Origin of the sequence: Nostoc sp. NZL, from assembly GCF_015714705.1 — a bacterium.
Classification (GTDB): domain Bacteria; phylum Cyanobacteriota; class Cyanobacteriia; order Cyanobacteriales; family Nostocaceae; genus Nostoc; species Nostoc foliaceum_A.
Window position 1 is genome coordinate 100126 of the sequence record NZ_WBKL01000171.1, and the last position, 12045, is coordinate 112170.

A 12045-nucleotide genomic window follows, 5' to 3' on the forward strand; every position below is an offset into this window, starting at 1 on the left:
AAATTAGGTTATAAAGGGAACAGACTTTGCCTTTGATACAAATTTCAGGCATGTTGATTTCCACTTTTCAATTTTCTAATGGCTTTTGAGAACAGCTCATGGGCAGAAAATCAAAAATTACAATTGCAGCTATTTTAACCTTAGCGATCGCTGGATGTGCTTCTGAAGATACACAACAAGCCATCAATCCTCCGCCGATTCCCAAAATAGTAGCAAAGTCGCCACCAGCGACTCAATCCTTTAAGAATCCAGTGATACCTGCCAAACAGGTTTCACCAGTTACTCCTGCATCTGCTAACTTGATTCAATCCACTAATGCTACAGAGCGGGCACGGTTTGTTCTGGTATCAAAAGACCGGGCTGACCCGTTTGCACAAATTTTTGGGCAGACAGTTTCGGGAATGCCTAAAACATCGGGAAGACCTGTTCCCGTGTTGCCTAAGCTACCTACTGCATCGCTAGCAGTCCGAAAACTTCCAACACGCAGCATAGCTTTAAATCAGAAGAAAAATAACATTGCCTCTGTATCAAAAAAAGTCAATCCTACATTGACTTCAGTCTTTCCTAGGGTTTTACCTCAAGTTGTCCCCAACCCGACTTTAGTATCTGTATTGCCACCACCAGCACAACCTGAGTTAGCAAGGGCAGTTCTTGTGACTGGTGTAGTTCTAATTAGTAAGGAACCGCAGGCAATTATCAAAGTACCGGATGAGCCGACCAGTCGCTATGTGCAGGCGGGACAGCGATTGGCGAATGGCGTACTGGTTAAACGTATTGAAATGAATCAGGGCTATAACCCTATCGTGATTTTGGAACAATATGGTATTGAAGTTGCCAAAATGGTAGGGGAAGGGGCTGTCAATTCAACGCCGTCAGCTGCATCTGCTACCGGCAATACTATTTCAATGACAAAACCCTCCTCAAGTCCTTTTAATGTTGGAGCTTCATAGAGATGGAGACTAAGGAAAAAATTGAATTTGCTGGTTTGCCTTTAGCTGTCTATAGAGAGATAGCAGCTCATTTACATCAAGTTGAAGGGGTAGAAGTGGATTTAATTCCCCAATCATCCCAACAGTTTGATTACAATCAAAGTCAAATTGGTGGCTTGTCCATCTCGTGGACAGCAAATTCTGGTTCAGAAAGTCGGCAACGAGTGAACCAAATTTTGGCTTACTATCAAAATCGCTATATGAATCCTATTTGATTTGTAAAAATTGAAACCTTAGATTCCCGATTTTTTAAAAAGTCGGGAATTTTGTTGTTCACGCATGGCTAAGTAGAGCTATGGTGTATGACAACTTGATACTAATTCTTTGTGAAACTGCATAAGAACTTAGTAAGACAACTTGCTCTGAGCAAATTATTCGGGAGCAACCTCACAGGTAATAGGTTTCAGTTAATATCAAGTTATTGAATTTAGCTGAAAACTTGCGTAAAAACTTAAAAACTAAATATCTGAGTATCCACACTGCAAAACCAGAATTTCCCCAGAAATTAGACTGAGAACGACATCATCTGGGTTTCTCTGTGTCCCCTTTGGGTTGCAATTACAAAGCTTTGCTCGTTCAACACAAGGAGCTAGGCTAGCTTCGTCAAAAGTTTTCCAACAACCTACAAACCATTTATTCTAACTTGACCGTGAAATGCAGCGCTCAAAATGTTGGCTGTATCTATATGGAAACTTCTTACAGAGCATTACAACCATGTAATCGATCTTGCTACTGTTGATTTGGTTTGGATACCATTCGCAATATACTCTATTTACAGATATTTTTGCACTTATCACATCTGTTATAGTCTAGACAGTTTAAGTGAAGAAGCCCAACTCGATGGCAGCCTTGGAAGATGTAAAAATTGCAGCGTTGATTCGGGAAGCTCGACAGCTATTGCAACTGTCTCAAGTTGAGTTGACCAGCAAAATCGGTGTGTCATTTCAGAGTGTCAATCGATGGGAGAATGGACGAAACAGACCAATTTCCCTAGCGCTCCAGCAGATTGAAAGATTGTTACATGAGATGGGAAAACCCGGTGAAAACCTGTTAGCCAAATACTTTAGGAATCAGGACTAGCAGCAATGGCACCTGAAGGAGAAGGTATAGCTGTTAACAGTGTTTTTATTGAAGGTGGCGAAATTGGCAGCCTGATGCGATCGCTCGATTGGTCGCAGACTTCCTTAGGTTATGTGGCTGATTGGCCCCAGAGCTTACGGAGTGCCATTAGCATCTTGCTGGCTTCTAAAGCTCAGATTTGCCTCTTCTGGGGTTCGGAATTAATCACGCTTTATAACGATGCCTATCGCCCTGCCCTTGCGTCAAAACATGTCTGGGCGCTCGGCCGCCCTGCCCATGAAGTGTGGAGCGAAGTCTGGAATGTTATAGAACCTTTGCTCAAGGGAGTTGTGACAACAGGAGTTGCATTCTGGGCGCAAGATTATTTATTTTTCCTGAATCGATACGGTTACATTGAGGAAACTTACTTCGATGTCTCCTACGACCCCGTGCGAGATGAAAGCGGGAATGTTGGCGGAGTTTTTTGCATTGTTAGTGAAACAACAGGACGAGTACTAGGCGATCGCCGTTTACAAACTCTGAGCTTACTAAGTAGCGAAACAGCTAAAGCAAAGACCGTGGAAGCGGCTTGCCTGTCTGCAATTCAAGCCTTAGCAACCAATTCTCATGACATCCCGTTTGCGATGCTGTATCAGGTAGAGGCAGACGGCAGCAGTGCAAAGCTGGTTGGAACCACTCCAATCGAGCAAACAGGAGCAACTCCATCGAGAGTGAACTTAACTCAACAGAGCGATGCATGGAAACTCGGACAAGTTTACCAGAAGCGGAAAGCAACGATAGTCGATGATTTGACAACTCGGTTTGGGACTTTGCCCACAGGAGCTTGGGACAAGCCTCCGTGTGCTGCTTGGGTCGTGCCGCTGATCCCAGGTGGACAACAACAAATCGTTGGATTGCTGGTATTGGGCATCAATCCCCACCGGGCTTTTGAGCAGGAGTACCGAAAGTTCTTCGATTTGCTGGTAGGCAACATGACGATCGCGATCGCTAATGCCCGTGCTTATGAAGAAGAACGCAAGCGGTTGGAAGCATTAGCAGAACTGGATCGAGCTAAAACGACTTTCTTCAACAACATCAGCCACGAATTTCGCACTCCCTTAACGCTGATGCTGTCGCCACTGAAAGAGACGTTAACCGAATTAAACGGAATTCTTCCAGCCAAAGCGCAAGCACAATTGGAGATGGTGCAGCGCAATGGCACACGGTTGCTGAAGCTAGTCAATACACTGTTAGATTTCTCGCGCATTGAAGCCGGACGCACGACAGCTAGCTATGAGCCAATCGATTTAGCCACGTATACCGCAGAACTGGCAAGTATTTTCCAGTCTGCCGCTGACTCCGCGGGACTGCAATTAATTGTGGATTGTCCTCCCCTAGTAGAACCGGTTTACGTAGATCGCGAAATGTGGGAGAAGATTGTGTTAAATCTGCTCTCCAATGCATTGAAGTTCACCTTTGTTGGAGAGATTGCAGTTGCTTTGCGCCCGGTTGGCATGATGGTGTCATTGGTAGTGCGTGATACAGGTACTGGGATTCCGGCAGATGAGGTTCCCCGGTTATTTGAGCGGTTTTATCGAGTTAAGGGTGTCAAAGGTCGTACCTTTGAGGGTACAGGCATTGGGCTGTCGTTAGTGCAAGAATTAGTCCAGATGCATAGTGGGACAATTACCGTTGACAGCACCTTTGGTCAAGGCAGTACCTTTACTGTCCAATTGCCAACTGGAACGGCTCACTTACCCCTAGATTGCCTCAACACTAGTCAAAGCAGTGCTTCTACTCTTTCTGGAGCCATGTCTTATGTTGAGGAAGCTTTAGGGTGGCTCCCGAAAGAAACTCTTGAAGAGGAAGAATTTTCCCCTGTTTCTTCTGCCCGGATTCTATTGGTGGATGACAACACCGATATGCGGAATTATTTGCGACGGATTCTTAGCGAGTACTACAAAGTAGATGTGGCAATTGAAGGTGAAACTGCTTTAGCTGCCGCATACAACGATCCGCCTAATTTGATCCTCAGCGATGTCATGATGCCAGGAATGGATGGCATTGAGTTGCTGCGGCAGTTACGGGCTGATTTAAGAACGCGCGAAATTCCCATTCTGCTACTGTCTGCACGGGCTGGAGAAGAATCGGCAGTCGAAGGATTGGAGTCTGGGGCAGATGATTATTTAGTGAAGCCATTCAGCCGACGGGAATTACTGGCACGAGTCGCCGCCAATCTAGAGTTAGGACGAGTGCGCCTTGCTGCGAGTCAGCAACGTTTTCGTTTTCTGGCTGAATCCATTCCGCAAATGGTCTGGACGGCTGATGCAATTGGTTGGGTAGATTATTATAGCCCCCGCTGCCTTGACTACACTGGGTTGACACTAGAGCAAATCCAGGGGTTCGGTTGGCAGAATCTCATTCATCCAGAGGAGCGAGAACATACTATCTCGGTGTGGACTCAAGCCGCTCAAATGGGCACGAGCTACGAGGTTGAACATCGCTTGAGACAGGCAGATGGAACCTATCGTTGGCATCTCACCCGTGCTTTACCGATGCTCAATGAAAACAGTCAAATCATTCGCTGGTATGGCACTTGCACAGATATCAGTGAGCGAAAACTTGCAGAATCAGCCTTACGCCGATCTGAGGAACGCTATCGAACGCTGTTTGAGTCCATTGACGAAGGATTTTGCGTGATCGAAATGCTGTTTGATGAAAACAACACGCCGAACGATTACCGCTTTTTAGAAATCAATCCGTCCTTTGAGAAACAAACGGGACTCAAAGACGCACAAGGCAAAAGGATACGCGATCTAGCTCCGAATCATGAAAAGCATTGGTTTGAAATTTACGGCAAAGTCGCGATGATGGGCGAACCGATTCGCTTTGAGAATCGCGCTGTTGCCCTACAACGTTGGTTCGACGTTTATGCATTCCGTATTGGGCAGCCGCAGCAGCGACAAGTCGCTGTCCTTTTCAAGGATATCAGCGAACGCAAACTTGCCGAAGCAGCCCTGCGAGAAAGTGAAGAGTTAAAGCAACGAATTTTGGACAGCAGTCATGATTGTATCAAAGTTTTAACGTTAGATGGGCGGATACTCTACTTGAATCAAGGCGGGCTGCATCTTCTAGAAATTGATGATCCTGCGTCCTTTCTTAACGCCGAGTGGATTAGTTTATGGGAAGGCGAAGACCAAGAAAATGCAAAAGCGGCGATCGCCGCAGCCAAAATAGGTAATGTTGGTCAATTTCAGGGCTACTGTGCCACAGCAAAGGGTAAGCCGAAGTGGTGGGATGTAATTGTTACTTCCGTCCAAAATGCATCAGGAATTATTGCACAACTCTTAGTCGTCTCACGCGATATTACAAAGCAAAAGCAAGTGGAAGCTGAACGCGAACAACTTTTTTTGCGTGAGCAAACTGCACGTGAACAAGCTCAGACAGCAAATCGGATTAAAGATGAGTTTCTGGCAGTGCTATCACATGAATTGCGATCGCCCCTCAATCCTATTCTGGGTTGGTCTAGGTTGCTTCGCAATGGAACATTAAATGCCGCAAAAACGGCTATTGCTTTGGAAACAATCGAGCGCAATGCCAAACTCCAAGCACAATTAATTGAAGATTTGTTAGATGTCTCTCGCATTTTGTCTGGCAAACTCAATTTAGAAATGGCTCCTGTTAACTTGGCATCGACGATTGAAGCGGCTATTGAAACCGTGCGTTTAGCAGCAGAAGCGAAGTCAATTCAAATTCAGAGAGTATTTGACCCAAATATTGGGCAGATTTTGGGAGATTCTGCTCGTTTACAGCAAGTGATTTGGAATTTGCTTACTAACGCTGTCAAATTTAGTTTCGCTGGTGGACGGGTTGAAATTCGGTTAGAGTGCCAAGACTCGCAGGCTCAAATTACTGTTAGCGACATGGGCAAAGGTATTAATCCTGATTTTTTGCCCTATGTGTTTGAATCCTTTCGTCAGGCAGATGCGACAACAACTAGGAAGTTTGGCGGACTAGGGTTAGGGTTGTCAATTGTGCGTCATCTAGTTGAGCTGCATGGAGGTACTGTTCAAGTAGACAGTCTTGGAGAAGGACAGGGAACCATCTTTAAGGTTAGGTTTCCCTTGATGAAAGCACAAGGTTCTAGCCATCAAGCAGAAGCTGACTCGTCATTTTTGGCTTTTAACACTTCGACTTTGACAGGAATACGGTTACTAATCGTAGATGATGATGTAGATATCCGTGATTTTTTGGGCTTTGCCCTTGAACAGGCGGGAGCAGAGGTAACTATTGCGGCATCGGCAATAGAAGCACTGCAAGCGGTAGAGCAATCGCCACCAGATATTTTGTTGAGTGACATTGGGATGCCAGAGATGGATGGCTATATGCTGATTCGACAAATTCGAGCAATGCCACCCCAACAAGGTGGGCAAATTTTGGCTTTAGCCCTCTCGGCTTATGCTGGAGAAGTTAATCGCCAACAAGCTCTAGCCGCCGGATTTCAGCAGCACCTTGCAAAGCCAATAGACCCAGACGCATTAATTGCAGTCATTCTAGATATAATCGCCAAGAGAAATTAAATTTCAAGATAAGTATGGAGACCCTTCTGCGGCTTCCCGCAGGGTGGATCGGCTTGCGACATAAAAACTTTGGTGATTTTAAATTTTTAATTGGAGCAAATTGACTATGACTGCTGCTGTCTTTATAGAAAACGTCTACAAGTTTTACAACAATGTACCTGTAGTCAATGACCTGTCATTCCAAATTGAAGCTGGGGAAATATTTGCTCTACTCGGCCCAAACGGTGCAGGTAAATCAACCACGATTCGGATGCTGACTACACTAACGAAACCCTCCCAAGGAAGGATAGAAGTAGGTGGATATGATGTGACGAGCCAAGCAATGCTGGCAAAACAGAGTATTGGCGTAGTCTTGCAGCAAGTAAGTGTAGATAACGATTTAAGCGTTTGGGAAAACATGGAACTGCATGGGAGGCTACATCACATTAGCAACCCACAGCGCCAAAAACTAATTAATCAATGGCTAGAGTATGTTGAGCTAGCAGAAAAACGTGATGATTTGGTAAAAACCCTGTCTGGGGGTATGAAACGACGATTGCAGATTGCGAGAGCTTTATTGCATCAACCGCAAATTCTGTTTTTGGATGAACCAACGGTAGGACTAGACCCCCAAACCAGGCGACGCCTCTGGGAAATTATTCGAGATTTGAATAAGCAGGGGATGACGATGCTACTGACGACCCATTATATGGATGAGGTCGAATTTTTGTGCGATGCCTTTGGCTCTACCAAGCCAGGACGCATCGGTATTATGGATAGCGGTAAGCTGATTTCTTTAGGAACTTTACAACAGCTCCGTTCCGTTCACGGTGAAGGTTTGGTGATGAAGCAATTGGGTGTGTCTGAAGTGGGAAGTGATAGCGCCCGTAGCTGGGAATATTTGTTTTTCCCATCTCTAGAAGAAGCGAACATCTACTTGAATGAACAGCCCGATAAAACCGGAATGATGGTGCGTCCCTCCAACCTGGAAGATATTTTTGTGGAATTAACGGGACGCCAGTTAGATTAACCTCATCCTCCTAACTGTCGTAGCATGGCTTCTACTCTGTCCACCCCTTCTGAGTCATTGCGCCGCTTGTACAAGTCACGCGCTTTCTGAAGCAAGCTGTTGGCTTGTTTGGTTTGTCGCCGCTGTTTATACATCGAACCCATTAACTCATAAGTCTGGGCGTTGTTCTTATCCAAGTCGATTGCTTGTTGATATGCCCAGGTAGCAGCAGTATAGTCTCCCATACGCGATTGCGTCACAGCCAATCCTAAATAGGCATTAACGTTGTTACGGTTCAGCTGTATGGCACGACGGTAGCCTTCCTTTGCCCCAGGTGTGTCGCCCAAATTGGCTTTGATGTAACCCACGGCGTAGTAAAAATCACTATTGTTAGGGTTGATGGCGATCGCACGACGATAAGCTGTTAATGCCGCCTGGTAATTTCCCTGTTGAGCATATAAGTAGCCAATACCTGAATGAATTTTAGCATTTTTGGGATCTAGCCTAGCTGCTTGCTGATAAACTGCGATCGCACCACCATAATCGCCAGTATCCACTAACCTCCGTCCTTCTTCTAGTAGTTGCTTTAACTCTGGGTTTTTGCCTTGTGCCACTAATACCTGAGCCTGAACTACTGAAGGTATAGTGAAGGCAAAACATCCTAATAACACCACACTCAACACAAATGATGTTGGCTTGTACACAGTAAATTTCCTGAAATTTTAGAGGACTTTTTTCTTGTACATTAAAACAAAAATATGGACTTTTGAAAACTGTATTTCCTCGCATTGATTAAGATGTTAATAGTTCATCCACTCTTTCCTTTACAATCAGCACTATATTACAGAGTTTTTACTGAATAATAAAGTGTAAGATATCAAGTTCAGATGAAGTGACCCTACATATAAATCAGTAGAATAGAAAAATGACACTTTTTAGATCAGTAGTTCTACGTGTCATTTAGAAAAATCTAACAGGCATCTAACTTAATCTTAGAGAGGCGATGCGCTAATCTCAGAGGGTTTAACATTCATTACTGTTTGTTATTTAATTTAATAATTTGCTGACTCTGTATCCAATTTCTCTTACATTTATAGTCTTTTATACTACCCTTTATAAATCTGCAATCCAGGCGTTTACACCCTTTTTTGGTCATTACAAGGTAAGATCAATTTAACAAGTAAAATGTTCCTTCAAATTCTAGTTTTTAGTCGGCAGGATACTATCAATGAGAGCGAATTTGCGATGTTACTTCGCTCCCGCTGGAAGCGATCGCAATCTAAACTTGTGTGAGAGGATGTTTATCAAACTTGTATCAACACAGACTAGTTTTTTATGTGTATTCTGAATAATAAATATTAACCTATATGCTATCTGGGAGGCTAATTTATGATTATAACTACCACTGATGTGATTCAAGGAGCCGTTATTGAGTCATATTTAGGCATTGTGACAGCAGAAGTAGTCTATGGCAGCAATTTCTTGCGGGATTTTTTGGCTGGTATTCGAGATATTATCGGTGGACGCACTGGTAGCTATGAACGTCTATTTGAGCAGGGTCAACGTAAGGCATTAGAAGAATTAGAACAACGAGCACAACGCTTAGGAGCAAATGCTGTGATTGGGATTGAAATTGATACTGGCACAATCAATATTGACCAGTCAGGAGTTCTTTTGCTGATTACTGCCACAGGTACTGCTGTAAAGATGCGTTAATTTTTTATTGGCTGTATATATTACTTTTTTATTCTTTTTTAAGAAGGGTTACAAAGTTTTGTATTGAGTCTAATTGTTTTGAAAACCCAAGCTAGATTATTATGGAAGTTAATAAATATAATTTAACTTAAAAAAATCTGTGGAAAATCTCTGCAAAAACCATCGAATCATAAATAAATACTGAAGTTGATTAATTTTTTCCAATCTGTTTGTTTTTTATTACTAAAGATAGATTCGTTAACTATTTCTATTGATAGATATAAAAACAGGTGATTTAGCTATTTAATTTTAAGCATAAACATGAATATACCTTGAGAGAAACTTTGCTGAAACAGCACTGGAGAACATAAACTATGTCATACGTAAATCGGACAGGTAATGACGTTATTCCTACTGAGCCTGTGGTAGCAGGACGAGTAGCTGAATATCATGATCTTGTTCGCTGGGGACCTATTATTTCTGGTTTGTTGATTTCTTTAGCCACTCAATTAATTTTAAGCGCTATAATTGGTGCTGTTGCCGCAGGCGCAGTTGAAGGTTCAGGTGCACCCAGAACAATTGCTCCTAATGCTGCGGGTAATGCAGGACTTTGGTCAACGATCGCTTTACTAATTTCTCTATTTACTGGTGGATGGGTTACAGCGCGTGCTTGTGGCCCGATGAACCGCAATACAGCTCTTCTTAATGGCGCAATTCTTTGGGCAACGACTTTGGCAGTTAGCTCGTGGCTATTTGCAAGTGGAGTATCGGGTGCTTTTGGTGTTGCTGCTTCCAACGCCGGGGAAGTAATAAATCAGGTACAACAGCAAGGTACTACCCCCAACATACCCCAAACAAACGTAACTGCTCAGCAAGCTCGTGAGATTGCAGCAAATGTACGTTCGGGATTGTGGTGGTTTGTATTTGGTTCCTTATTGGGTTTAGTAGCCGCAATGATGGGAGCCGTAGCTGGTGCTCGCAGTCCCCGGGCTAACAATTACACTGCTTAAAGAATTGTCTGAAAAATCAAATGTTATGTTATTTATTTTAAATTAAAGCACCTTTTTCAAGGTGCTTTTTGTTGATTATTTAAGACTGGCGTTTGTAGCGTCCAATTAATTCTGCCGTTGCCAAAATATGACTATCAATTGCTGCTAAAAGTTGGTTTTTGCTAGCCCCTGCTGATAAACCCAACTTTTTATCTATGGCATAAAGTTTGAAAAAGTAGCGATGAATGCCACTGGGTGGACATGGCCCACCGTAACCAAACTTGCCAAAATCATTTTTTCCCTGGACTCCGCCATTGGGTAGAGTTTTTACAGTCGCTATATGTTCTGGTAATTGGCGAACTGTCGCTGGAATGTCGTAAACAACCCAATGAACAAATGTCCGTCCGGGTGCATCAGGGTCATCAACAATTAATACTATGCTTTCTGTTTCTATGGGAACTTCATCCCAGACGATGGGTGGGGAAATATCTTCACCGTCACAGGTGTATTTAGCAGGAATTAAATCATTAGCCTCAAAGACACTGCTTTCCAATTTCATAGTTTTACCTCTTTTTGGGATTTCCACTACTAGTCTGTCAAGTTGAAATTGCTGGGTGAGCCAGTTCGTAGTAAGTAATTTAGTCCTTACTAAAAACTCCCAAAACTAGCTAGCAAAGTACTACTACGCGGGCTTTAATTCATATATTCATTCTCCATAATGCATTAATTTCTCCTTTTTTATATAGCAAAGACTAACTTTAGTTGTATATCCAAAGTTAAGCATTAGCCCTTAATATTTCTTTCTAAAGAGCCATGAATAGAGAAGATTTGGTAGCTAAATTTGAAAAGTCAATGAATTGATGAAATCGAAAACTGATATCGGTTTGGACTTGCTGAAAAAGCCAAAAACTCTAGTTAATTACAAGGAGTACTGTCATGGCAGACACAAGCAAACGTGGTTTTGCTTCTATGGATGATGACAAGCAGCGCGAAATAGCAAGCAAGGGCGGACAAGCTGCCCATGAGAAGGGTACTGCCCACGAGTTTACATCGGAAGAAGCTCGTGAGGCTGGGCACAAAGGTGGTGAAACTGTGAGTCAGGATAGAGAACACATGGCTGAAATCGGTCGTGAGGGTGGCAAGAGTTCCCACAGTGGCGGTCGGAAACAAGATAGCGATGATGCCGACAGTGAAGAAAAGGGTACCCAAGGAGGCACACCAGAACAACATTCTAAGGCTGGGCGGCAGAGTCACAAAAATAAATAAATAGACTCATCGTCTGGCATTTAAAAGGTTCTCGCTTTAATATTGGGGTTTAGGCAAAATTGCCAACATATTTTATCTGTTAATATCCCGCTTCTAAACAACAGAAATGTTTTTTAGAAGCGGGATATTTTACATGGCTATTCTTTTTAATTCAATGAAATGCAAACTTTACTACCAAAAATTACCATTTCAGATATGAACCTTCAATTCCCTTTTCACGGCGGATCTTACCGTCTTTTTCAAACCAAGCAATTACTTGTTGTGCTGTCAAATCTTCAATAGCAACATCATACTCTTGGGCGATATGCTTCAAAAGCTTAAGTGATGAAATTGTTAATCTTGTTAAAAACTTTTCTGGAGAAGACAACAAAGCGGCGTCTACTTTTGATGACTCTTCCAGGGTTAAAAATTGTGCTGATGGTTGTTGTGGTGGTAAGTCCATAAACGCTATCTCAAATTTATTTGTGCATTGGGCATTA

Annotated in this window: 11 protein-coding genes; 8 read left to right on the forward strand and 3 right to left on the reverse strand. The window is 43.1% G+C overall.

Annotated features, from left to right (window positions below; genetic code table 11):
- Positions 1-98 precede the first annotated feature (98 nt).
- The 5 genes from F8R90_RS25585 (at position 99) to F8R90_RS25605 (ending at position 7637) form a co-directional block, all read left to right on the forward strand.
- Complete coding sequence (locus F8R90_RS25585) at positions 99-950, forward strand: hypothetical protein (RefSeq protein ID WP_196513004.1); 852 nt, start codon at positions 99-101, stop codon at positions 948-950.
- Positions 951-952: 2 nt separating this feature from the next.
- Entirely contained in the window at positions 953-1204 is a 252-nt protein-coding gene (locus tag F8R90_RS25590) for a hypothetical protein (RefSeq protein ID WP_196513005.1), read from the forward strand.
- 607 nt (positions 1205-1811) lie between these two features.
- Positions 1812-2069, forward strand: a complete 258-nt coding sequence (locus F8R90_RS25595; RefSeq protein WP_331000716.1) for a helix-turn-helix domain-containing protein — start codon at positions 1812-1814, stop codon at positions 2067-2069.
- A 5-nt stretch (positions 2070-2074) separates the two neighbouring features.
- Positions 2075-6628 carry an ATP-binding protein gene (locus F8R90_RS25600; RefSeq protein ID WP_196513006.1) on the forward strand — a complete coding sequence of 1518 codons (4554 nt, stop codon included), beginning with the start codon at positions 2075-2077 and terminating at the stop codon, positions 6626-6628.
- Between the two features lie 106 nt (positions 6629-6734).
- Positions 6735-7637, forward strand: a complete 903-nt coding sequence (locus F8R90_RS25605) for an ABC transporter ATP-binding protein (RefSeq protein WP_196513007.1) — start codon at positions 6735-6737, stop codon at positions 7635-7637.
- Between the two features lie 2 nt (positions 7638-7639).
- Here F8R90_RS25605 and F8R90_RS25610 read toward each other — a convergent pair whose 3' ends face one another.
- Positions 7640-8320: a tetratricopeptide repeat protein gene (locus tag F8R90_RS25610; protein ID WP_190894007.1), complete on the reverse strand. Its 681-nt coding sequence runs from the start codon at positions 8318-8320 to the stop codon at positions 7640-7642.
- Positions 8321-9005: 685 nt separating this feature from the next.
- Between F8R90_RS25610 and F8R90_RS25615 the strand changes: the two genes are divergently transcribed.
- The gene (locus F8R90_RS25615; RefSeq protein ID WP_109009512.1) at positions 9006-9332 is read left to right on the forward strand and encodes a YbjQ family protein; all 327 of its coding nucleotides are present in this window, start codon (positions 9006-9008) and stop codon (positions 9330-9332) included.
- A gap of 353 nt (positions 9333-9685) precedes the next feature.
- Positions 9686-10321 carry a hypothetical protein gene (locus tag F8R90_RS25620; RefSeq protein ID WP_196513008.1) on the forward strand — a complete coding sequence of 212 codons (636 nt, stop codon included), beginning with the start codon at positions 9686-9688 and terminating at the stop codon, positions 10319-10321.
- A gap of 79 nt (positions 10322-10400) precedes the next feature.
- Here F8R90_RS25620 and F8R90_RS25625 read toward each other — a convergent pair whose 3' ends face one another.
- On the reverse strand, positions 10401-10859 hold the full coding sequence (locus F8R90_RS25625) for a YbhB/YbcL family Raf kinase inhibitor-like protein (RefSeq protein ID WP_196513009.1): 459 nt from the start codon (positions 10857-10859) through the stop codon (positions 10401-10403).
- Positions 10860-11236: 377 nt separating this feature from the next.
- Here F8R90_RS25625 and F8R90_RS25630 point away from each other — a divergent pair, with 377 nt between their 5' ends.
- Entirely contained in the window at positions 11237-11566 is a 330-nt protein-coding gene (locus F8R90_RS25630) for a KGG domain-containing protein (RefSeq protein WP_196513010.1), read from the forward strand.
- A gap of 181 nt (positions 11567-11747) precedes the next feature.
- Here the strand turns inward: F8R90_RS25630 and F8R90_RS25635 are convergent, their stop codons facing one another.
- Complete coding sequence (locus F8R90_RS25635) at positions 11748-12008, reverse strand: hypothetical protein (RefSeq protein ID WP_196513011.1); 261 nt, start codon at positions 12006-12008, stop codon at positions 11748-11750.
- Positions 12009-12045 lie beyond the last annotated feature (37 nt).

Excerpts from the sequence above, each read along its gene's own strand:
- F8R90_RS25620 (WP_196513008.1), top strand. The coding sequence starts at position 9,686 with ATGTCATACGTAAATCGGACAGGTAATGACGTTATTCCTACTGAGCCT.
- F8R90_RS25615 (WP_109009512.1), top strand. The coding sequence starts at position 9,006 with ATGATTATAACTACCACTGATGTGATTCAAGGAGCCGTTATTGAGTCA.
- F8R90_RS25605 (WP_196513007.1), top strand. The coding sequence starts at position 6,735 with ATGACTGCTGCTGTCTTTATAGAAAACGTCTACAAGTTTTACAACAAT.
- F8R90_RS25625 (WP_196513009.1), bottom strand. The coding sequence starts at position 10,859 with ATGAAATTGGAAAGCAGTGTCTTTGAGGCTAATGATTTAATTCCTGCT.
- F8R90_RS25600 (WP_196513006.1), top strand. The coding sequence starts at position 2,075 with ATGGCACCTGAAGGAGAAGGTATAGCTGTTAACAGTGTTTTTATTGAA.
- F8R90_RS25630 (WP_196513010.1), top strand. The coding sequence starts at position 11,237 with ATGGCAGACACAAGCAAACGTGGTTTTGCTTCTATGGATGATGACAAG.
- F8R90_RS25590 (WP_196513005.1), top strand. The coding sequence starts at position 953 with ATGGAGACTAAGGAAAAAATTGAATTTGCTGGTTTGCCTTTAGCTGTC.
- F8R90_RS25585 (WP_196513004.1), top strand. The coding sequence starts at position 99 with ATGGGCAGAAAATCAAAAATTACAATTGCAGCTATTTTAACCTTAGCG.
- F8R90_RS25635 (WP_196513011.1), bottom strand. The coding sequence starts at position 12,008 with ATGGACTTACCACCACAACAACCATCAGCACAATTTTTAACCCTGGAA.